The sequence below is a fragment of the Pseudomonas sp. PDM22 genome (assembly GCF_014851965.1).
Classification (GTDB): domain Bacteria; phylum Pseudomonadota; class Gammaproteobacteria; order Pseudomonadales; family Pseudomonadaceae; genus Pseudomonas.
On the sequence record NZ_JACVAR010000003.1, the window covers coordinates 231,042 to 252,256 of the forward strand.

Annotated in this window: 24 protein-coding genes; 12 read left to right on the top strand and 12 right to left on the bottom strand. The window is 66.4% G+C overall.

Annotation, left to right across the window (positions count from 1 at the left end; genetic code table 11):
- Positions 1–145 precede the first annotated feature (145 nt).
- The 4 genes from trmB to IB255_RS11950 form a co-directional block, all read right to left on the bottom strand.
- Entirely contained in the window at positions 146–817 is a 672-nt protein-coding gene (gene trmB, locus IB255_RS11935; protein WP_218189949.1) for a tRNA (guanosine(46)-N7)-methyltransferase TrmB, read from the bottom strand.
- Between the two features lie 135 nt (positions 818–952).
- Positions 953–1,759: a thiazole synthase gene (locus tag IB255_RS11940; RefSeq protein ID WP_045213012.1), complete on the bottom strand. Its 807-nt coding sequence runs from the start codon at positions 1,757–1,759 to the stop codon at positions 953–955.
- 54 nt (positions 1,760–1,813) lie between these two features.
- On the bottom strand, positions 1,814–2,014 hold the full coding sequence (thiS, locus tag IB255_RS11945) for a sulfur carrier protein ThiS (protein WP_017520101.1): 201 nt from the start codon (positions 2,012–2,014) through the stop codon (positions 1,814–1,816).
- Between the two features lie 100 nt (positions 2,015–2,114).
- The gene (locus tag IB255_RS11950) at positions 2,115–2,483 is read right to left on the bottom strand and encodes a DUF423 domain-containing protein (RefSeq protein ID WP_192210408.1); all 369 of its coding nucleotides are present in this window, start codon (positions 2,481–2,483) and stop codon (positions 2,115–2,117) included.
- A 32-nt stretch (positions 2,484–2,515) separates the two neighbouring features.
- Between IB255_RS11950 and mtgA the strand changes: the two genes are divergently transcribed.
- Positions 2,516–3,238 carry a monofunctional biosynthetic peptidoglycan transglycosylase gene (gene mtgA / locus IB255_RS11955; protein WP_081519577.1) on the top strand — a complete coding sequence of 241 codons (723 nt, stop codon included), beginning with the start codon at positions 2,516–2,518 and terminating at the stop codon, positions 3,236–3,238.
- Here mtgA and IB255_RS11960 read toward each other — a convergent pair.
- From IB255_RS11960 to ftsY, 5 genes are all read right to left on the bottom strand, one after another.
- Complete coding sequence (locus IB255_RS11960; protein ID WP_081519576.1) at positions 3,235–3,849, bottom strand: hypothetical protein; 615 nt, start codon at positions 3,847–3,849, stop codon at positions 3,235–3,237. The two genes, mtgA and IB255_RS11960, sit on opposite strands and share 4 nt — an antisense overlap.
- An 82-nt stretch (positions 3,850–3,931) precedes the next feature.
- A complete protein-coding gene (gene rpoH, locus IB255_RS11965; protein ID WP_045213023.1) occupies positions 3,932–4,786 on the bottom strand; it encodes an RNA polymerase sigma factor RpoH in 855 nt (284 codons plus the stop codon).
- Between the two features lie 110 nt (positions 4,787–4,896).
- Positions 4,897–5,907 carry a permease-like cell division protein FtsX gene (gene ftsX, locus IB255_RS11970; RefSeq protein ID WP_081519575.1) on the bottom strand — a complete coding sequence of 337 codons (1,011 nt, stop codon included), beginning with the start codon at positions 5,905–5,907 and terminating at the stop codon, positions 4,897–4,899.
- On the bottom strand, positions 5,907–6,578 hold the full coding sequence (ftsE, locus tag IB255_RS11975) for a cell division ATP-binding protein FtsE (RefSeq protein WP_017520095.1): 672 nt from the start codon (positions 6,576–6,578) through the stop codon (positions 5,907–5,909). Before ftsE ends, ftsX begins: the two co-directional genes overlap by 1 nt.
- Positions 6,575–8,014 (bottom strand): signal recognition particle-docking protein FtsY, encoded by a 1,440-nt coding sequence (gene ftsY, locus IB255_RS11980; RefSeq protein WP_081519574.1) that lies wholly within the window; start codon positions 8,012–8,014, stop codon positions 6,575–6,577. Before ftsY ends, ftsE begins: the two co-directional genes overlap by 4 nt.
- 205 nt (positions 8,015–8,219) lie before the next feature.
- On the opposite strand from ftsY, the gene IB255_RS11985 reads away from it, so the two are divergent.
- Genes IB255_RS11985 through IB255_RS12000 form a run of 4 tightly spaced genes read left to right on the top strand, consistent with a single transcriptional unit; the run spans position 8,220 to position 12,260 of the window.
- On the top strand, positions 8,220–9,590 hold the full coding sequence (locus tag IB255_RS11985) for a M16 family metallopeptidase (protein WP_081519573.1): 1,371 nt from the start codon (positions 8,220–8,222) through the stop codon (positions 9,588–9,590).
- On the top strand, positions 9,583–11,094 hold the full coding sequence (locus tag IB255_RS11990) for a M16 family metallopeptidase (protein ID WP_081519572.1): 1,512 nt from the start codon (positions 9,583–9,585) through the stop codon (positions 11,092–11,094). The genes IB255_RS11985 and IB255_RS11990 overlap by 8 nt, the downstream gene beginning before the upstream one ends.
- Positions 11,094–11,702, top strand: coding sequence for a 16S rRNA (guanine(966)-N(2))-methyltransferase RsmD (gene rsmD / locus IB255_RS11995; protein WP_081519571.1), 609 nt, complete (start codon positions 11,094–11,096; stop codon positions 11,700–11,702). Before IB255_RS11990 ends, rsmD begins: the two co-directional genes overlap by 1 nt.
- Before the next feature lie 3 nt (positions 11,703–11,705).
- Positions 11,706–12,260, top strand: a complete 555-nt coding sequence (locus IB255_RS12000; RefSeq protein WP_192210409.1) for a hypothetical protein — start codon at positions 11,706–11,708, stop codon at positions 12,258–12,260.
- Positions 12,261–12,266: 6 nt separating this feature from the next.
- Here IB255_RS12000 and IB255_RS12005 read toward each other — a convergent pair whose 3' ends face one another.
- Complete coding sequence (locus IB255_RS12005) at positions 12,267–13,262, bottom strand: tetratricopeptide repeat protein (protein ID WP_192210410.1); 996 nt, start codon at positions 13,260–13,262, stop codon at positions 12,267–12,269.
- A gap of 76 nt (positions 13,263–13,338) precedes the next feature.
- Positions 13,339–13,692 carry a hypothetical protein gene (locus tag IB255_RS12010; RefSeq protein WP_192210411.1) on the bottom strand — a complete coding sequence of 118 codons (354 nt, stop codon included), beginning with the start codon at positions 13,690–13,692 and terminating at the stop codon, positions 13,339–13,341.
- Positions 13,693–13,800: 108 nt separating this feature from the next.
- On the opposite strand from IB255_RS12010, the gene IB255_RS12015 reads away from it, so the two are divergent.
- Positions 13,801–14,796, top strand: a complete 996-nt coding sequence (locus tag IB255_RS12015; RefSeq protein WP_192210412.1) for a hydrolase — start codon at positions 13,801–13,803, stop codon at positions 14,794–14,796.
- An 82-nt stretch (positions 14,797–14,878) separates the two neighbouring features.
- The gene (locus tag IB255_RS12020) at positions 14,879–15,295 is read left to right on the top strand and encodes a GNAT family N-acetyltransferase (RefSeq protein WP_192210413.1); all 417 of its coding nucleotides are present in this window, start codon (positions 14,879–14,881) and stop codon (positions 15,293–15,295) included.
- Positions 15,296–15,391: 96 nt separating this feature from the next.
- Here IB255_RS12020 and IB255_RS12025 read toward each other — a convergent pair whose 3' ends face one another.
- Positions 15,392–16,045 carry a TetR/AcrR family transcriptional regulator gene (locus tag IB255_RS12025; RefSeq protein WP_192210414.1) on the bottom strand — a complete coding sequence of 218 codons (654 nt, stop codon included), beginning with the start codon at positions 16,043–16,045 and terminating at the stop codon, positions 15,392–15,394.
- Between the two features lie 245 nt (positions 16,046–16,290).
- Between IB255_RS12025 and IB255_RS12030 the strand changes: the two genes are divergently transcribed.
- From IB255_RS12030 to IB255_RS12050, 5 genes are all read left to right on the top strand, one after another.
- Positions 16,291–17,721: a coniferyl aldehyde dehydrogenase gene (locus IB255_RS12030; RefSeq protein WP_081519565.1), complete on the top strand. Its 1,431-nt coding sequence runs from the start codon at positions 16,291–16,293 to the stop codon at positions 17,719–17,721.
- Positions 17,722–17,769: 48 nt separating this feature from the next.
- Complete coding sequence (locus tag IB255_RS12035; protein ID WP_081519564.1) at positions 17,770–18,315, top strand: twin-arginine translocation pathway signal protein; 546 nt, start codon at positions 17,770–17,772, stop codon at positions 18,313–18,315.
- 39 nt (positions 18,316–18,354) lie between these two features.
- Positions 18,355–19,950: a GMC family oxidoreductase gene (locus IB255_RS12040; RefSeq protein ID WP_081519563.1), complete on the top strand. Its 1,596-nt coding sequence runs from the start codon at positions 18,355–18,357 to the stop codon at positions 19,948–19,950.
- A gap of 315 nt (positions 19,951–20,265) precedes the next feature.
- Positions 20,266–20,745, top strand: coding sequence for a pantetheine-phosphate adenylyltransferase (gene coaD, locus IB255_RS12045; RefSeq protein ID WP_024767001.1), 480 nt, complete (start codon positions 20,266–20,268; stop codon positions 20,743–20,745).
- A 132-nt stretch (positions 20,746–20,877) separates the two neighbouring features.
- A complete protein-coding gene (locus IB255_RS12050; RefSeq protein WP_017521427.1) occupies positions 20,878–21,129 on the top strand; it encodes a YfhL family 4Fe-4S dicluster ferredoxin in 252 nt (83 codons plus the stop codon).
- The last annotated feature ends 86 nt before the right edge of the window (positions 21,130–21,215 follow it).

Consider the following 21,215-nt stretch of genomic DNA (forward strand, 5'->3'; position numbering starts at 1 on the left):
TGTCCATCACTCTTATTTTCGTCCGCGGCGGATGCCGCTTTTTATTCAGGAGGTGAGGGTGGCCTTTGCGGCCTGCCGGGTGGTCCCGGTCTATAGGCTGTTCATCCGTGAAAAAGGCCTGCTGCGCAGGCCTTTTTCCGCTGAATCAGTCGACACGCTCGAACTTCAGGTCCCAGACGCCATGCCCGAGTCGCTCCCCGCGACGTTCGAACTTGGTGACCGGACGCTCTTCCGGGCGCGGCACATAGGTATTGTCCGCCGAAAGGTTGCGATAGCCGGGTGCGGCATTCATCACTTCCAGCATGTGCTCGGCATATTGTTCCCAGTCGGTGGCCATGTGCAGCACGCCGCCGACCTTCAGCTTCTGCCGTACCAGCTCGGCCCAGGCCGGCTGCACGATGCGACGCTTGTGGTGACGCGACTTGTGCCACGGGTCCGGGAAGAACAGCAGCAGGCGGTCGAGGCTGGCATCGGCCACGCAGTCGCGCAGTACTTCGATGGCGTCGCAGCTGTAGACGCGGATGTTGCTCAGGTCCTGGGTCAACATGCCGTTGAGCAGTGCGCCGACGCCCGGACGGTGCACTTCCACGCCGATGAAGTCCTGCTCCGGCGCGGCAGCGGCCATCTCCAGGGTGGCGTGGCCCATACCGAAGCCGATCTCGAAGGTACGCGGCGCCTGGCGCCCGAACACCTGATCGAAGTCCCGCGCGCCGTCGGCCAGTTCCAGGCCGTACTTCGGCCAACCCTGGTCGAGGCCGCGTTGCTGGCCTTCGGTCATGCGCCCGGCGCGCATCACGAAGCTCTTGATGGCGCGCATCGGACGGTTGTCGGCGCCGGGCTGGTTCTCGGGCTGATTCTCGGGAATGTCACTCATGACTCGGACCTTGCGGATAAATGCACGCGCGGGCCGGCTGCCTTCGGCATACCGGCCCGCGCGTCGGGATGGAAATACTTAGTTGATCAGGCCCGTCATCGGCGACGACGCGCTCGCGTACAGCTTGCGCGGCATGCGGCCGGCCAGGTAGGCCAGGCGGCCGGCGACGATGGCGTGTTTCATGGCCTCGGCCATCATCACCGGGTTCTGCGCGTGGGCGATGGCGGTGTTCATCAGCACGGCTTCGCAACCCAGTTCCATGGCGATGGTGGCGTCGGAGGCGGTGCCCACGCCGGCATCCACCAGCACCGGAACGGTGGCTTCTTCGAGGATGATGCGCAGGTTGTAGGGGTTGCAGATGCCCAGGCCAGAGCCGATCAGGCCGGCCAGCGGCATCACCGCGATGCAGCCGATCTCGGCCAGTTGGCGGGCAATGATCGGGTCGTCGCTGGTGTACACCATGACGTCGAAGCCGTCCTTGACCAGTACTTCGGCGGCCTTGAGGGTTTCGACGACGTTGGGGAAGAGGGTCTTCTGGTCGGCCAGGACTTCCAGCTTGACCAGGTTGTGGCCATCGAGCAGCTCGCGGGCCAGGCGGCAGGTACGTACGGCCTCGACGGCATCGTAGCAGCCGGCGGTGTTCGGCAGGATGGTGTAGCGATCCGGCGGGATCACGTCCAGCAGGTTCGGTTCGCCCGGGTTCTGGCCGATGTTGGTGCGGCGCACGGCAACCGTGACGATCTCGGCGCCCGAGGCCTCGATGGCGACGCGGGTCTCCTCGAGGTCCTTGTATTTGCCGGTGCCGACCAGCAGGCGGGAATTGTAGGTACGGCCAGCCAGGGTGAAGGGCTTGTCGACCGGCAGGTTGGAGTTGGTTTGGCTCATCGGATCACTCCTGAAGGAAAGGCGGGCGGGGCCTGAAAGTCTGGGAGGCGGCTGCTAGCCGCCGCCGATGGCATGCACCACTTCCACCTGGTCGCCTTCGCTCAGGGCGGTGGCGGCGTGCTGGCTGCGCGGCACGATGTCCTGGTTGAGCTCGACCGCGACACGCTTGCCGGTGAGGTCGAGACGCTCGAGCAGGTTGGCGACGCTGTGGCCGTCGGGCAGCTCGAAGGGTTCGCCGTTCAACTGAATACGCATGGGCGGGACGGTCGTTGCTGGAGGGGGTCGCATTCTAGCCCGATCGCGCCGGATGACCAAGGTTCCGGAGTGCCGCACTCGGGCTTTTCTGACGCTCGGGTCAACCCAGCCGGAAGGCCGCCACCAGCAGCAGCGCCCAGCCGATCAGGAAGAACAGCCCGCCAATCGGGGTGATGATGCCCACGCCGAGGCCGGCCAGGGTCAGCAGGTAGAGGCTGCCGGAAAACAGCAGGATGCCGACGGTGAAGGCCCAGCCGGCAAGGCTGACCAGGGTGCCGCCGATATGCGCCGAGAGCAGCGCCACGCCGAACAGCGCCAGGGCATGCAGCGTCTGGTAATGCACGCCGGTCTGGAACACCGCCAGGTACTCCGGGGTGAGCTTGCTCTTCAGGCCGTGGGCAGCGAAGGCGCCGAGGGCGACACCGGTGAAACCGAAGAAGGCGGCGAGCATCAGGAAAGTACGCAGCATCGGAAAGCTCCAGACAGGTGAGTGCCGCTATAATGGCCCGCTCATCCGCCCAGTCAAAGCCTCGCATGCGCAACGTCCTCCGCCGCCTGTTCAAGATCGCGCTCTGGTTCGTCGCCGTCAGCGTGGCGCTGGTCATCATCCTGCGCTGGGTACCGCCGCCGGGCACCATGGTCATGATCGAGCGCAAGGTCGAGTCCTGGTTCAACGGCCAGCCCATCGACCTGCAGCGCAGCTGGCGCTCCTGGGACGAGCTGCCGGACAGCCTCAAGCTCGCCGTGATCGCCAGCGAAGACCAGAAGTTCGCCGAACACCACGGCTTCGACGTGCCGGCGATCCAGAAGGCCCTGGCGCACAACGAGCAGGGCGGCAGGGTCCGCGGCGGCAGCACCATCAGCCAGCAGGTGGCGAAGAACGTCTTCCTCTGGACCGGCCGCAGTTGGGTACGCAAGGGCTTCGAGGCATGGTTCACCCTGCTGATCGAGACCTTCTGGTCCAAGCAGCGGATTCTCGAGGTCTACCTCAACAGCGTGGAGTGGGACGCCGGCGTATTCGGCGCCCAGGCCGCTGCCCAGCACCACTTCGGCGTCGACGCCAAGCGCCTGTCGCAACAGCAGGCCAGCCTGCTGGCGGCCGTGCTGCCCAACCCGCGCAAGTGGAGCGCCGGCAAGCCCGGCCCCTACGTGCGCCAGCGCGCCTCCTGGATCCGCCAGCAGATGTGGCAGCTGGGTGGCAGCGATTATCTCGGGCGCCTTTAAGGCGCCTCGCTGGTCTTGAGGGTATTGCGCGGCACCACCCGCACCCACTGCAGGGTGCCGTCGCGATGCAGCAGGGTCATGCCCTTCTCCGGATAGACCCAGGCCTCGCCGCCATCCACCTGCAGGCGCAGTCGCGGATCGCCCAGGCTCACTGCCAGGCGACCGACCGCTAGGTCTTCCTGCGGCGCCAGCGCCAGCTCGGAGACCGGCTTGTTGCCCAACTGGCCCATCAGCTCGGCGCTCAGCGGCTGGTCCTTGCTGGTCGGCTGCATGCCGGTGGCCTTGGCCAGGCTGGCATGCTCGGCGTCGCTCAGGGCCAGCTCCGCCTCGACGTGCCAGGGCCCCTCTTCCGTCACCAGCTTGCCGCGGTAATGCAGTTGCGGGCCGTCCTGGCTGGCGGTCAGCCACAGCTCGCCGGGCTGCTGGCCCTGCAGATCGTTCAGGGTCAGCTTGTCGTCGGCCAGCGGCTCGAAGACCTTTTCCTTCCAGTCGTTGAACCACTGCGGCGGCTTGGGCGGCGCGGACGTGCGGGCGACCCAGGAACCGAGGCCGAAGGCCAGCAGGGCGATGACCAGGAAGAACATCCCGTGGACGGGACGCAGGCGCGGCATGGGACTCTCCAGACGCTGAAGGCGGGCAGAAAAAAACCGCACCAGGGTGCGGTTCGCGACTCGCAGGGCGCGTCGAAGCCGGTCAGGCTTCGATGCGACCCTTGAGCTTGTTCATCGCGTTCTTTTCCAGCTGACGGATCCGCTCGGCGGACACGTTGTACTTGGCCGCAAGGTCGTGCAGGGTCGCCTTCTCCTCGGCCAGCCAACGCTGGTAGAGGATGTCGCGGCTGCGGTCGTCCAGGCCTTCCAGCGCCTCGTGCAGGCTGGCGGTGGAGCTGTCGCTCCAGTCCGCTTCCTCCAGCTGGCGCGCCGGGTCGTAACGATGGTCTTCCAGATAATGCGCCGGGGACTGGTAGGCGCTCTCGTCGTCGGCATCCGCCGCCGGGTCGAAGGCCATGTCCTGCCCGGTGAGACGGCTTTCCATCTCGCGGACTTCGCGGGCCTCGACACCGAGGGTCTCCGCGACGCGGTGCACTTCGTCATTGCTCAGCCAGGCCAGCTTCTTCTTCTGGCTGCGCAGGTTGAAGAACAGCTTGCGCTGCGCCTTGGTGGTCGCGACTTTCACGATCCGCCAGTTGCGCAGGATGAACTCATGGATTTCCGCCTTGATCCAGTGGACGGCGAACGACACCAGGCGCACACCCATTTCCGGGTTGAAGCGCTTCACGGCCTTCATCAGGCCGACGTTGCCTTCCTGGATCAGATCGGCCTGGGCCAGGCCGTACCCGGAATAACTCCGGGCGATATGCACGACGAAGCGCAGGTGCGCCAGAACCATTTGCCGTGCCGCTTCCAGATCTTGCTGGTAGAAGAGGCGTTCGGCCAGTTCGCGCTCCTGCTCCGGCGTCAGCAGCGGAATGCTGTTCACCGAGTGCACATAGGCTTCCAGGTTCGCACCGGGAGCCAGGGCATATACAGGTTGCAGAGAAGTGGTCATGCGAATCCTCCGATTCACGAAACTCGCGCAGTGTAGCACTGCGAAATCTGACTGCAAGCGGGTGTAAAAGTTCCTTTACACCCGCTTAACCCCTGCAAAATCAGGGGGTTTCAGCGCGGTGCCAACTCGCGCAGGTGGCGCGCCACGGCCAGCCAGGCACCGATCCAGCCCAGCAGCACGGCACCAATAGTGAGCGACAGGCCGTCGTCGACCGGTACGCCCGCCAGCCCGAAATCACTGCCGTACAGCCCGGCCAGGTTGACCACGGAGCTGTTCAGCCAGTCCAGGCCGAAGGCCAGCAGGGCCCAGGACAGGATGCCCGCGCCCAGGCCGTACAACGCGCCCATATAGAGGAAGGGGCGACGCACGTAACCGTCCGTCCCGCCGACCAGCTTGATGACTTCGATTTCGTTACGGCGGTTTTCGATGTGCAGGCGGATGGTGTTGCCGATCACCAGCAACAGGGTCAGCACCAGCAGGAGGGTCAGGCCGAAGACGAAGCGGTCGCCCAGCTTGAGGATCGCCGACAGCCGCTCGACCCAGACCAGGTCCAGCTGCGCCTGTTGTACACCCGGCAGCTCCGACAACCTTTGACGCAAGGCATCCAGCTGGGCCTTGTCGATCTGCTTGGGCGTCACCGAGATGACCGCCGGCAGCGGGTTGTCAGGCAATTCCTTCAGCGCTTCGCCGAGACCGGACTGTTCCTGCAGCTCTTTCAGCGCATCGTCGCGACTGATCAGCTGCGCCTCGATCACATCGGGCATTTTCTCGATCTGTTCGCGCAGGTCCTGGCCCTGGGCCTCGCTGGCCTTGAGGTCGAGGAACAGGGAAATCTGTGCGGCGCGCTGCCAGGAGCCACCGAGGCGCTCGACGTTGTTCAGCAGCAGCGACAGGCCCATGGGCAGGCTCAGGGTGATGCCCATCACCAGGCAGGTGAAGAAGCTGCCGAAGGGGTGGCTGACCAGGCGGTGCAGACTGTCCATCAGGCTGGCGCGGTGGTTTTCCGCGTAGGCCGAGAGGGACGCGCTGTGGTCCTGGTGTTCGTTGTCTTCCGGGCGCTCGCGGGTGTTGCGCGTCGGGGTGCCTTCTTCGTCGCCGCGGGGCAGGTCATTGGCGCTCATCAGGCGTTCTCCTCACGATCAGCGATGATCCGGCCACGCTGCAGGGTGATCATCCGGTGGCGCATGCGCGCGATCAGTGCCAGGTCATGGCTGGCGATCAGCACGGTGGTGCCCAGGCGGTTGATGTCTTCGAACACAGACATGATTTCCGAGGCCAGGCGCGGGTCGAGGTTGCCGGTGGGTTCGTCGGCGAGCAGCAGGGCCGGACGGTGCACCACCGCGCGGGCGATGCCGACGCGCTGCTGCTGCCCGGTGGAGAGGTCGGACGGACGGTCCTCGGCCTTCTCCTTGAGGTTCACCCGGTCCAGCGCCGCTTCGACGCGGTAGGCGATGTCCGCCTTGGGCAGGCCGAGAATCTGCATCGGCAGGGCGACGTTCTCGAACACGCTGCGGTCATCGAGCAGCTGGTGGTTCTGGAAGACCACGCCGATCTGCCGGCGCAGGAAGGGAATCTGCGCGGTGGAGATGCGCGAGACGTCCTGCCCGCCTAGCAGCAGCTTGCCGGAAGTGGGTCGCTCCATCGCCAGGATCAGGCGCAGCAGGGTGCTCTTGCCCGCACCGGAGTGGCCGGTGACGAACATGATCTCGCCGCGCGGCACGCGGAACGAAATCTCGTGCAGGCCGACGTGGCCGTTGGGATAGCGTTTGCCAACCTGCTCGAAACGGATCATGCGATTTCCCGGGTCTCGAAGAGTGCACGGACGAAGGCATCGGCTTCGAAGGTTCGCAGATCGTCGATCCCTTCGCCGACACCGATATAGCGGATCGGCAGGCCAAACTGCTTGGCCAGGGCGAAGATCACCCCGCCCTTGGCGGTGCCGTCCAGTTTGGTCAGGGCCAGGCCGGTGAGTTCCACGGCATTGTTGAACTGCTTGGCCTGGTTGATGGCGTTCTGCCCGGTACCGGCATCCAGCACCAGCAGGACTTCGTGGGGAGCCGTCTCGTCCAGCTTGCCGATCACCCGGCGCACCTTCTTCAGCTCTTCCATCAGGTTGTCCTTGGTGTGCAGGCGACCGGCGGTATCGGCGATCAGCACATCCACGCCACGGGCCTTGGCGGCCTGCACGGCATCGAAGATCACCGAGGCGGAGTCCGCGCCGGTGTGCTGGGCGATCACGGCGATGTTGTTGCGCTCGCCCCAGACCTGCAGCTGCTCGACGGCGGCGGCGCGGAAGGTATCGCCGGCGGCCAGCATGACCTTCTTGCCATCGAGCTGCAGTTTCTTCGCCAGCTTGCCGATGGTGGTGGTCTTGCCAACGCCGTTCACGCCGACCACGAGGATCACGTAGGGCTGCTTGTCGGTGGTGATGGTCAGCGGCTGCTCGACGGGGCGCAGCAGGCCGGCCAGCTCTTCCTGCAGGGCCTTGTACAGCGCTTCGCTGTCAGCCAGCTCCTTGCGCGCCACGCGCTTGGTCAGGTTCTGCACGATGGTGGTGGTGGCCTCGACGCCGACGTCGGCGGTCAGCAGGCGGGTCTCGATCTCGTCGAGCAGGTCGTCGTCGATGGCCTTCTTGCCCAGGAACAGGCTGGCCATGCCTTCGCCGAGGCTGGCGCTGGTCTTCGACAGGCCCTGCTTGAGGCGGGCGAAGAAGCCAATCTTGGCCGGCTCGCTGGCAGCAGGCTTGGCCTGCGGCTCGGGTTCGGGCTGAGGAGCGGGCTCCGGCTCCGGCTGGACGACCACAACGGGGGCTTCGGCAACGGGTTCGGGCTGAACCGGCGCGGCGACCGGCTGGACAGCCGGCTGCGGCGCCTCGGCAACCACTGGCGGCGCAACGGGTTGCGGCTCAGGCTGCGGCGCGGGCTGAGCTTCAGGTTGCAGAGCGGGCTGCGCCAGCGGCTCGACCGGCACGCTGGCCGGTACCACGTCGACTATCGGTTCGGGCGTCGGTTCCGGAGTCAGCTCGGCGCGCGGGGCAACCGGCTCGGCCTGGACGGCGGGAGCCTGCTCGGGGGCGGGGGCCGGTTCGGCGGCCACAGGCTGTTCAGCCTGTGGCTCGGCTTGCGCGGCGGGTTGTTCCTCGGCCTGGGGCTTCTTGCGCCACCAGCCGAACAGACCCTTCTTCTCCCCGGCTGGCGGGGCCTTCTTGTCGTCGTTGGAACCAAACATGTAGGGATCGAATCTCTAGGGGGCGCCACACAGGCAGGCAACAAAGAGCCAGGCAGAAAAAAGCCTCGAAACAGCTTTGAGAAGCCCTGAACGTGGCCGCCCGGAAAACGGATGGGTATCCTAGCATCTCCTCGCCCGCCGGGGTTAAGAGGCTGGCCGCCAGCCTGCATAGACCCCGCGGACAGCCCGAAAGGTTCAGTCCACGATGAAAACCCTTGCACGCCGCCACGCCGGCCTGCTGCTCGGCTCCCTGTTGCTGCCGCTGATGGCGAGCGCCGCGGAACCACAGCCCACCCACGAATACACCCTGGACAACGGCCTGAAGGTCGTTGTCCGCGAGGACCACCGCGCCCCCGTGGTGGTTTCCCAGCTCTGGTACAAGGTCGGCTCCAGCTACGAGACGCCCGGCCTCACCGGACTCTCCCACGCCTTGGAGCACATGATGTTCAAGGGCAGCCGCAAGCTCGGCCCCGGCCAGGCTTCGCTGGTGCTGCGCGACCTCGGCGCGGAAGAGAACGCCTTCACCACCGACGACTACACCGCCTATTACCAGGTGCTCGCCCGCGACCGCCTGCCGGTGGCGCTGGAGCTGGAAGCCGACCGCATGGCGCACCTCGCCCTGCCGGCCGACCAGTTCAAGAGCGAGATCGAGGTAATCAAGGAGGAACGCCGCCTGCGCACCGAGGACAAGCCCAGCGCGCTGGCCTTCGAGCGCTTCAAGGCCGCCGCCTACCCCGCCAGCGGCTATCGGACACCGACCATCGGCTGGATGGCCGACCTGCAGCGCATGACCATCGACGATCTGCGCCACTGGTACCAGGCCTGGTACGCGCCGAACAACGCCACCCTGGTGGTGGTCGGCGACGTCAGCGGCGACGAGGTGAAGGCCCTGGCCGAGAAGTACTTCGGCGAGATCCCCAAGCGCGACCTGCCCGCCGCGCGCAAGCCGCTGGAACTGGCCGAGCCGGGCGAGCGCCGCCTGAAGCTGCACGTGCGCACCCAGCTGCCCAGCCTGATCATGGGCTTCAACGTGCCGACCCTGGGCAGCAGCGATGACTCGAAACAGATCAACGCCCTGCGCCTGATCTCGGCGATCCTCGACGGCGGCTACAGCGCGCGCCTGTCCGCGCGCCTGGAGCGCGGCGAGGAAATCGTCGCCGGCGCCTCGGCCTCCTACGACGCATTTTCCCGCGGCGACGGCCTGTTCTTCCTCTCGGCCACCCCCAACGTGCAGACCGGCAAGACCCTCGACCAGGTCGAGGCCGCGCTGTGGAAACAGCTGGAAGACCTCAAGCAGAACCCGCCGAGCAAGGAAGAACTGGAGCGCGTGCGCGCCCAGGTCATCGCCGGGCTGGTCTACGAGCGCGATTCCATCGCCGGACAGGCCAGCACCATTGGCGAGCTGGAAAGCGTCGGCCTCGGCTGGCGTCTGGCGGACAAGGACCTGGAAGCCATCCAGGCCGTCACCGCCGAAGACATCCAGCAAGCCGCCCGCACCTACTTCACCCGCTCCCGCCTGACCCTCGCCCAGGTCCTGCCGGAAGTCGCCACCGACAAGGAGCCGAGCCATGAGTGAACGCAATGGCCTGCGCTACGGCCTGGTCGGGCTGATCGTCATCGCGCTGATCGCCGGACTGGTGCTGTTCGTTTCCCGCCCCGCCGCCGAGTCCGCCACCGCCGCCCCTGCGCCCGCGCAATCGGCTGCCGCCGAGACTGCCGCGCCCACGGGCCTGCAATCTCTCGCCGAGGCCGCCGGCAAGGCGCCCAGTCACCGCAAGCTGAACATCCAGCAATGGCAGACCGCCGAAGGCGCCCGTGTGCTGTTCGTCGAGGCCCATGAGCTGCCGATGTTCGACCTGCGCCTGACCTTCGCCGCGGGCAGCAGCCAGGACGGCGACAGCTACGGCCTGGCCATGCTGACCAACGCCATGCTCAACGAAGGCGTGCCCGGCAAGGACACCAGCGCCATCGCCGCCGGTTTCGACGACCTGGGCGCCAACTTCGGCAACGGCTCCTACCGCGACATGGCGGTGGCCAGCCTGCGCAGCCTCAGCGAGCCAACCAAGCGCGACGCCGCGTTGGCGCTGTTCGACCAGGTGATCGGCCAGCCGACCTTCCCCGAGGACGCCCTGGCGCGTATCAAGAACCAGGTCATGGCCGGCTTCGAGTACCAGAAACAGAACCCCGGCAAGCTGGCGGGCCTGGAGCTGTTCAAGCGGCTTTACGGCGATCACCCCTACGCCCACTCCAGCGACGGCAACGAAAAGTCGGTGCCGAAGATCAGCGTCGCCCAGCTGCGCGCCTTCCACCAGAAGGCCTACGCCGCCGGCAACGTGGTCATCGCACTGGTCGGCGACCTGACCCGCGAGCAGGCCGAAGCTATCGCCGGCAGCGTCTCCAAATCCCTGCCCAAGGGCCCTGCCCTGCCGGCACCGGGCGAGCCGCAGATGCCCAAGGCCGGCGTCACCCACATCGAGTTCCCGTCCAAGCAGACCCAGCTGATGCTGGCGCAGCTGGGCATCACCCGTAACGACCCGGACTACGCTGCGCTCTACCTGGGTAACCAGATCCTCGGCGGCGGCGGCTTCGGCACCCGCCTGATGGACCAGGTGCGCGAGAAGCGCGGCCTGACCTACGGCGTGTACTCCGGCTTCACCGGCATGCAGTCGCGCGGGCCGTTCACCATCGGCCTGCAGACCCGCGCCGAGATGAGCGAAGGCACCCTCAAGCTGGTCCAGGACATCGTCCGCGACTACCTCGACAAGGGCCCGACGCAGAAGGAACTCGACGACGCCAAGCGCGAGCTGGCCGGCAGCTTCCCGCTGTCCACCGCGAGCAACGCCGACATCGTCGGCCAGCTGGGCGCCATCGGCTTCTACAACCTGCCGCTGGATTACCTGGAAACCTTCCTCGGCCAGGTCCAGGGCCTGAGCGTGGAACAGGTGAAGCAAGCCATGCGCCGCCACCTCGACCCGGACGCTTTCGTCATCGTCACCGCCGGCCCCACCGTGCCGCAGCAGCCGCTGCCGCCGCCCACCGACAAACCCGCCGCGCAACCTGCCGGCGTACCGGAGCACTGATGAGCAAACGATCCGGCGGCGCCCCGCGCGCCGCACAGAAGCCCCACGGCGGCCAGGGCCAGCTGCGCATCATCGGCGGCGAATGGCGCAGCCGGCGCTTCGCCTTCCCCGACGGCCCGGGCCTGCGCCCGACGCCCGACCGCGTGCGCGAGACCCTGTTCAACTGGCTCGCGCCCTACGTCCCCGGCGCCCGCGTGCTCGACCCCTTCGCCGGCAGCGGCGCGCTGTTCCTCGAAGCGCTGTCCCGTGGCGCCAGCGCGGGCCTTGCGCTGGACACCAACGGCGAAGCGGTGGCCGCCCTGCGCGGCACCCTCGACACCTTGAAGTGCGCCACCGGCCAGCTGGTGATGACCGACGCCCTGCGCTACCTGGACAACCAGGCCGCGCAGCCCTTCGACCTGGTATTCCTCGACCCGCCCTTCCACCAGGACCTGCTGCAGAATGCCTGCCGCCTGCTGGAAGAGCGCGGCTGGCTGGCCAGGGACGCCTGGGTCTACACCGAAAGCGAAGCCGTGCCCTCCAGCCTCGGCCTGCCGGGCAACTGGCGACTGCACCGGGAGAAGAAGGCGGGCTCGGTGCATTACGCGCTGTGGCAGCGGGAAGGTTGACGGATGCCGGATGCCCTCCGCGAACAGCTGCTGGCACTGGACGAACACTGCTTCGCGCAGCCCGCCAGCGACTGGGCCGGCGACATTGCCCTGCCCGCCGAGCTGGAACGCTTCTACCGTGAGGTCGGTCCCTGCGACTGCACCCTGGACACCGCCGGTAACCCGTTCTTCATTCCCTCGCTGGCGAAGCTGTGGAAGCAGCAGGCCGGCTACCGCTGGCACGGCCTGACCGGCGAGCGGCTGGCAGGGTGGAGCGAGGACTGGATCGTGGTGGCGGACCAGGGCGCCGATCCCTTCATCTTCGAGAGCTCCACCGGCCGCATCCTCTTCGACCAGCACGGAGGTCCCTGGGACCCAGCGCCGATGTTCGATGACCTCTGGCAGATGACCGCCTGCCTTGCCACTTTCGCCCGAGTGTGGCGCGGCGCCGGCGAGGACATCTTCGCCGAGGATTACAGCGTCAACCCGCTGTACCGCCGCGAGCTGATCGACGAGCTGGCGCCGCTGCTCGGCGACGCCCGCCGCGCGCAGGACCTGGCCGACGAGTTCGGCTGGTAGCGAGCCTTATTGGCTCGCCGGCTCCGCCGCGTCTACTGCCTCTGCTGCGTCGGCCGCGCTGGCCTCCACGGCTTCCGGCTCAGGCGAGGCGTTGTCCACGCCGCGATTGGCATGCCGGCGATCCGGCGCGCCGGAGCAATCGGCAGTGCCGGACAGCTCGCCATCCAGCGCGGCGTGGCCCCAGTTTTCCAGGCGGGTGTACCAGGCCGCGTCCTCGGCAGTCTTCAGCCAGGCGATGGCTTCCGCGTCCTGCTGCTGTGCGGCCTTTTCCAGCCAGAGCCGCGCCTGCAACTTGTTCATCCCCGCACCGGCACCGTTCCAGTAGGCCTCGCCAACCTTGAACTGGGCGCGGGCGCTGCCCCGGGTGGCCGCCTTGCAGAACCACTGGAAAGCCTTTTCGCGGCTGGCGGCGTAGCGGTCCAGCAGGGCAGCTTCTTCGTCGCTGGCGGCGCCATAGACTCCCTGCGAATCGTCCAGGTAGAACCAGCCCAGGTTGGTCTCCGCGTCTTCGCTACCGGCCTTGGCCGCGCGCTCGAACCAGATGCCGGCCTTGACCCGGTCCTTGTCGACGCCTTCGCCGCTCCAGTAGAGGACGCCCATCTCGTTCTGTGCGCCGGCGTCGCCCTGCTCGGCCGCCCTGGCGAACCAGCGCGCCGCTTCGGCCTTGTCCTGCGGACCACCGTCGCCGTCGCGATAGAGCATGGCCAGCTGGATCTGCGCGCGGGCCAAGCCGGCCTCGGCAGCCTTGCCCCACCATTTGCGCGCTCCGGCGTAGTTCTGGTGCTGATAGAAGTAGGCACCGAGATTGAACAGGGCCTGCGGCTCGCCCGTCTTCGTGGCCTGGTGCAGACGGGTGAATTCCGCGAACAGCTCTTCGGCACGCGGATCACTCTGCTCGGTGCTGGACACCTCATCGCTGAAATCTGAAGAAGCGCCATCGGACCATGCCAGGGACGGCAGGACCAGAGAGAGCGCAGACAGGAACAGCCAACGGCTGAACATAGGGGACAATCCTCATGTCGATTGAATCGGTCGGCCGTCCAGGGCCGACTCCTTGATAATGAAGGCTCAGCAGCCCTCAGATGGACTTGCCGACATCGACGGTGCTGGTGCGCACCAGTTCCACGCCGTCGACCACCATCTTCCATTGGCTACCGTCCTGACAGGGTGGTTTCGAGACCTTGAAGTGCGTATCGAAGGGACCGAAGCCCACGGTGAAGCCGTCGGCTTCGTAGCTCTTGATCGGTGCCTCGATGGACCTCGACGTGCTGCCCGCCACCCGTTTGTAGGCGACGCGGCCATCCGCCGTCACCAGCAGGCTCATCTGCGGCGCGGTCCACAGGCCGACGTAGGAGCGGTGCTCCTGCGGCACCGGTTCGCCGCACGCGGCCAGCCACACCAGCAGGCTCAACGCCGCGATTTTCTTCCACATTCCATCCCCTCCTTTGCGTGGGTTTTCCTGACGACGGAGGCATGAGGCATCCATCGCACGGCCGACTTGGCGTTACTATCACGATTCGTCGGCCCCATTCGATCCGTGATGACTATACCCTCCCCGTTCAAACCCGCCTGGTGGCTACCCGGCCCGCACCTGCAAACCCTGTATGGCTCGCTCGCACGCAAGGCGCCCAGCCTCGAGCGCACGCGCGAGCGCCTGTGGCTGGAGGATGGCGACTTCATCGACCTCGACTGGCACGGCCCGCACGAGGCGGATGCGCCGCTGGTGCTGGCGCTGCACGGGCTGACTGGCTCGTCGTCCTCGCACTACATCCTCGGCGTGCAGCAGCAGCTGGCGGCGCAAGGATGGGCCAGCGTCGCGCTGAACTGGCGCGGCTGCTCGGGCGAGTCGAACCTGCTGCCGCGCGGCTATCACTCGGGCGTCAGCGAAGACCTCGCCTCGGTGGTCGCCCACGTCCGCGCCAAGCGGCCGATGGCGCCGCTCTACGCAGTGGGCTATTCGCTGGGCGGCAACGTATTGCTCAAGTACCTGGGCGAAGCCTCGGACAGCTGCCCGCTGAAAGGCGCAGTCGCGGTGTCGGTCCCCTTCCGCCTGGACCAGTGCGCCGACCGCATCGGCATCGGTTTCTCCAGGGTCTACCAGGCGCACTTCATGCGCGAGCTGGTGGCCTATGTGCAGACCAAGCGCCAGGCCTTCGCCGCCGGCGGCCACACGGAAAACCTCGCCGCGCTGGAACGCCTCGGGCCGCTGGACGGCATGCGCACCTTCTGGGACTTCGACGACCGGGTGACTGCGCCCCTGCACGGTTTCGCCGACGTGCACGATTACTACCGGCGCGCCTCCAGCCGCTATTACCTGGGCGGTATCCGCGTGCCGACGCTGATCATCCAGTCCAGCGACGATCCGTTCATCCACGCCCACAGCGTGCCGCAGCTGGACGAGCTGTCGGCTTCGACGCAGATGGAGTTGCTGCCCCATGGCGGCCATGTCGGCTTCATCGGCGGCTCGCCCGGGCGCCCGGACTACTACCTGGAGCGGCGCATCCCGCAGTGGCTGCGCGAACGGCGGGAAGCCTGACTGCGCTGGGTCAGCCCCTGGACGCGGGAATGAGGCAGACTGAAGGTGCACCAGGAAGGAAACGCCAGAAAGGAGCGCCGCCATGCACGACACGCCGCTGACGATTCTGCACAACGCACCGCTGAGCGATGCTCAGTGCGTCGGCATCGCCACGCTGTACCGCGCGGTGGGCTGGGGCTCGCCCGGCACCACGGCGGAACTGCGCGATCTCTACGAGTTTTCCAGCTACTTCCTGCTGGCCATGGACGGTGATCAGGTACTCGGCCTGCTGCGCGCGGAAAGCGAAACGGCGCAGACCACCTGGCTGGCGGAAATCGCCGTGCTGCCGGGCTTCCAGTCCCGCGGGATCGGCCTTGCGCTGATGGCGCGCTTCCTCGCCGATCACCCGAACCGCACGCTCTACACCGATGCCACCGAGGGCGTGGAGGAGTTCTTCCTGCGCCATGGCATAGCCCTGCGCCGGCCACGGGTGCCGGGGCCGCGCCAGGTGGATGCCTGACCGAGCAGCCGGCGGATAACGCTGGCGCGTGATGCGCCCTACGTAACGGTTGAGCGTTAGGCGGATAACCGTTCACGGTTATCCGACGTCTGAAGATCAGTCTTCCAGCGGCACGTACAAGCGGTCGAACACCGCCGCCACCGCCTCGCGGAAAGGCGGGGCGATGTGCCCGCTTTCCAGCGCCAGCACCTGGTAGATGCCGCGACGCATCAGCGCTTCGCTGAGGTCATTGGCCACTTCACGGGTGGTACACAGGTAACGCACCCAGGAGGTGAGGATGATCCAGGCGTTGAGGGTCAGGGCCTCGAGCTGGGGTTCGTCCATCTGCAGGATGCCGGCGTCGACGAAGCCCCGGTAGATGCCCTTGGCGTTGTCCATGGCGCGGCGGGCGAAGGCGCGGTAGCCGGCGGCCAGCTCCGGGTCCGAATCCAGCAGGTGTTCCAGGTCGCGGTGCAGGAAGCGGTAGTGCCACATCGCCGCGAGCAGCGCTTCCAGGTAGAAGGTCTTGTCCTCCACCGTCAGCGCGCGACCCTCGGGCAGGTGCAGGAACTGGTCGACGTGGCTTTCGTACTCGGCGAACAGCTGGGCGATGATCACCTGCTTGTTGCGGTAGTGGTAGTACAGGTTGCCCGGCGAGATACCCAGGTGCGCGGCGATGTGGTTGGTGGTGACGCTGCGCTCGCCCTGGGCATTGAACAGCTCAAGGCTGGCCTGGGCGATGCGGTCACGGGTGTTGATGCGTGGTGCCATTGCCAAAACTCGTCGAAGCGGATTGCGCGGACGCAAAGGTACACCGATTGCTACCACCTGACACAACTGTCGGGCTCGCCCAACTTTTCGTTGGCTGGGCCCGGCGGCGCGGAACCGGCATGCTGATTGACACTCTAGAGCAATTGCTCTAAAAAACCAGCGACAGCATAAAAACGCGAGGCATCCGGGATTCCTGTGCGAATCATCCGAGAGCCTCCCCACCACGCTTGCGCCAGGAGCCCGTCATGGTTGCCGATATCGCCTACCTGCAGCAGACCCAGCAGCAGATCAGTCAGCTGGAAGCCCTTCTCGAACGCCAGCGCCAGGCGTACCGCGCCAACCCGATGCCCGACGCCGGCCAGCGCATCCAGTGGCTGAAAAGCCTCGCCAACCTGCTGGTGACCGAGCAGAAGGCGATCATCGATGCGATCAGCAGTGACTTCAGCAACCGCTCCGCCGACGAGACCCTGCTCGCCGAAGTGATGCCCAGCCTGCACGGCGTGCACTACGCGACCAAGCGCGTGAAGAAGTGGATGAAACCGGCGCGCCGCAGCGTGGGCATGCAGTTCATGCCGGCCTCGGCCAAGGTCATCTACCAGCCGCTGGGTGTGGTCGGCGTGATCGTGCCGTGGAACTACCCGCTGTTCCTCGCCATCGGCCCGCTGACCGGGGCGCTGGCCGCCGGCAACCGGGTGATGATCAAGATGAGTGAATCCACCCCGGAATCTGCCCGCGTGCTGAAAGAGCTGCTGGGCAAGGTGTTCCCCGAAGACCTGGTCGCCGTGGTGCAGGGTGAAGTGGATGTGGGCGTGGCCTTCTCCAAGCTGCCCTTCGACCACCTGCTGTTCACCGGTGCCACCAGCGTCGGCAAGCATGTGATGCGCGCCGCCGCCGAGAATCTCACCCCGGTCACCCTGGAGCTGGGCGGCAAGTCGCCGGCCATCGTTTCCACCAGCGTGCCGATGAAGGATGCCGCCGAGCGCATCGCCTTCGGCAAGTCGCTCAATGCCGGCCAGACCTGCGTGGCGCCGGACTATGTGCTGGTGCCGCAGAACCGCGTCGACGAGTTCGTCGAGAGCTACCGCCAGGTGGTCCAGGGCTTCTTCCCGAAACTGGAGAACAACCCCGACTACACCGCGATCATCAACGAGCGCCAGCTGTCGCGCCTGAACAGCTACCTCGCCGACGCCCAGGCCCGCGGCGCCACCGTCGTGCCGCTGTTCCCGCAGGCCCAGGGCCGCCGCCTGCCCCAGGCGCTGGTGCTGAACGTGACCGACGAGATGAAGATCATGCAGGAAGAGATCTTCGGCCCGCTGCTGCCGGTGATCCCCTACCAGAACCTCGACCAGGCGCTCAGCTACATCAACGAGCGCGACCGCCCGCTGGCGCTGTACTACTTCGGCTACGACAAGCGCGAGCAGGACCACGTACTGGCCCAGACCCATTCGGGCGGCGTGTGCCTGAACGACACCCTGCTTCACGTTGCCCAGGACGACATGCCCTTCGGCGGTGTCGGCCCGTCCGGCATGGGCCACTACCACGGCCACGAAGGCTTCCTGACCTTCTCCAAGGCCAAGGGCGTGTTCAGCAAGCCGCGCTTCAACGCCGCGCGAGTGATCTACCCGCCCTACGGCAAGGCGCTGCAGAAGCTGGTCTACAAGCTGTTCATCCGCTGACCAACCCTTTCCACCACAGGTGCCCTCTACACAGGTGACAGAACAAGAATGACAGACACCTCCCTGAGCGCGCCGGGACTCTCCCGGCGCGGCGTGCTCAAGATCGGCCTGCTGGGCGGGGCCTTCCTCGCCGCGGCTGGCGTCACCGCCAGCCTGAGCGGCTGTTCGGCCAGCACCCCGGCCAACGGGTTCGCCGTGCTGCGCGATTCCGACATGCCCTTCCTGCGTGCGCTGATCCCGGTGATGCTGGCCGGCGCCGTGCCCGCCGAGCGCATGGCCGAGGCCGTCAAGGGCACCATCGAGAGCCTGGACAACAGCCTCAACCACCTCTCTCCGGAGATGCTCAAGCTCACCGTGCAGCTGTTCGACGTGCTCGCCCTGCCGGTCACCCGCGGGCCGCTCACCGGCATCTGGGGCAGCTGGGACAACGCCAGCGCGGACGACGTGCAGAACTTCCTGCAGCGCTGGCAGAACAGCTTCATCTCCCTGCTGAAGATGGGCCACAGCTCGCTGCTGCAACTGGTGATGATGGCCTGGTACGGCCGCACGGAATCCTGGGGCCACTGCGGCTATCCCGGACCGCCGAAGATCTGATGTCACCAGAACAACAAGAATTCGCCTGAGAGATTTCCGATGCCCGTACCCGATCTGTTCGCCGAGGGCCTGGCCCGCGGCTGGAAAGTCCACAACGGCTCGCGCCTGGACAAGGACCTGACCCTGGAAGCCGATGTCGTCATCGTCGGCACCGGCGCCGGTGGCGGCACCACTGCCGAAGCCCTGAGCGCCGCCGGCTACAAGGTGCTGCTGGTGGAAGAAGGTCCGCTCAAGACCAGCACCGATTTCAAGATGCAGGAGTCCGACGCCTACCCCAGCCTCTACCAGGAAGGCATCGGCCGCATGAGCAAGGATGGCGCCATCACCATCCTGCAGGGCCGCGCCGTGGGTGGCACCACCCTGGTCAACTGGACCTCCAGCTTCCGCACGCCGGAGCCAACCCTGGAACACTGGGCCAAGGAACATGGCGTGAAGGGCCACAGCGTCGCCGAGATGGCGCCCTGGTTCGAGAAGATGGAGCAGCGCCTGGGCGTCGCGCCCTGGATCATGCCGCCCAACGCCAACAACGACGTGATCCGCAATGGCTGCGAGAAGCTCGGCCTGCACTGGAAGGTCATCCCGCGCAACGTCCGTGGCTGCTGGAACATCGGTTACTGCGGGATGGGCTGCCCGACCAACGCCAAGCAGTCGATGCTGGTAACCACCATCCCGGCGACCCTGGAAAAGGGCGGCGAGCTGCTGTTCCTCGCCCGCGCCGACCGCCTGCTGCACGACGGCAACAAGGTCAGTGGCCTGGAATGCTCGGCCATGGACGAGCGCTGCGTCGCCCCCACCGGCCGCAAGATCACCATCAAGGCGCGTCACTACGTGCTCTCCGGCGGCGGCATCAATACCCCGGCGATCCTCCTGCGCTCCAAGGCGCCGGACCCGAATGGCCGCGTCGGCCAGCGCACCTTCCTGCACACGGTGAACTTCAGCGCCGCCCTGTTCGACGAGGTCATCAACCCCTTCTACGGCGCGCCGCAGTCGATCTATTCCGACCACTTCCAGTGGGATGACGGCGCTACCGGGCGCATGTCCTACAAGCTCGAAGTCCCGCCGCTGCAACCGGCGCTCAGCGCCACCCTGCTCGGCCGCTTCGGCGAGGACAACGCACTGCGCATGGAGCAGCTGCCGCACACCAACGTGATCCTGGCGCTGATGCGCGACGGCTTCCATCCGGACAGCGCGGTGGGCTCGGTCAGCCTGCGCGGCGACGACACCCCGGTGCTCGACTACCAGATGACCGACTACACCTGGGACGGCATCCGCCGAGCCTTCCACACCATGGCCGACATCCAGTTCGCCGCCGGCGCCAAGGCTGTGCTGCCGCTGCATGCCGATGCCGACTATGTGAAGAGCGCCAAGGAGGCCCACTCGCTGATCGACGGCCTGAGCCTGGAGCTCTACCGCACCCGTCTGGGCAGCGCCCACGTGATGGGCGGTTGCGCCATGGGCGAGGATTCGAAGCAGTCTGTCTGCGACAGCCTCGGCCGCCACCATCAGCTGGAGAACCTGTCGATCCACGACGGCTCGCTGTTCCCCACCAGCATCGGCGCCAACCCGCAGCTCTCGGTCTACGGCCTCACCGCACAACTCGCGGACGCCCTGGCCAAGCGCCTGGGCAAGGCCTGACGCGCAACCCGAGCGCCCATGGCGACACCTGCGCTTCCGTAGGGCGCATAACGCGCCAGCGTCATCCGCCGCAGGTTGGCCGGCGGATAACCCGTTCCGGGTTATCCGCCCAACGAAACAGAGCAGCATCAGGCAAGACAGCACGCGCAGGCTCTGGCACGGGGCCTGCGCGTGACTCACCGGTCTCTCGCCGGTTATCTCAGGTAGTCCGTTCACAGAAGCACTACCAAGGTCGCTTGGCCCCACGGACATGCTGCGTTACCATCCGCCCGCTATTGCACCAGCCTGCCAACAAGAGCCGACCAGGACGCCGCGATGAATCGAGTGTTGTACCCGGGTACCTTCGACCCCATCACCAAAGGCCATGCCGATCTGGTCGAACGCGCCTCGCGACTGTTCGACCAGGTGATCATTGCCGTCGCCGCCAGCCCCAAGAAGAATCCCCTGTTCCCGCTGGAACAGCGCGTAGAGCTGGCCCGCCAGGTCACCTCGCACCTGCCCAACGTGGAAGTCGTCGGTTTCTCGACGCTGCTCGCCCATTTCGCCAAGGAACAGAACGCCAACATCCTGCTGCGCGGCCTGCGCGCGGTGTCGGACTTCGAGTACGAGTTCCAGCTGGCCAACATGAACCGCCAGCTCGCACCCGACCTGGAAAGCATGTTCCTCACGCCGTCGGAGAAGTACTCCTTCATCTCCTCCACCCTGGTGCGCGAGATCGCGGCACTGGGCGGCGACATCACCAAGTTCGTGCATCCCGCGGTGGCCAGCGCCCTGGCCGAGCGCTTCAAGCGCTGACCGCGCAACCGCCAAGGACGGCGGTTTCCGTCTGCTGACTCCCCTTCGCGTGCACTAAACGCGCCGATACGGCACAATTTCACTATTGTTGCTACCGATCGCCATGGCTGCCGTCATGGTTGGAGTTGTTCGATGTCCCTGAAAATCACTGACGATTGCATCAACTGCGACGTCTGCGAACCCGAGTGCCCCAATGCCGCGATCTCCCAGGGCGAGGAGATCTACGTCATCGACCCGAACCTGTGCACCGAGTGCGTCGGCCACTATGACGAACCGCAGTGCCAGCAGGTCTGCCCGGTCGACTGCATCCCCCTCGACGAAAGCAACGTCGAGAGCAAGGATCAGCTGATGGAAAAGTACAAGAAGCTCACCGGCAAAGCCTGACTTCGCGCGTTTCGACACTTTTTCATTGAGTTCTCACAAACCCGGGGCGTTGTGGATTGTCTATCCTCCACCTTCGCCCCGTTTGG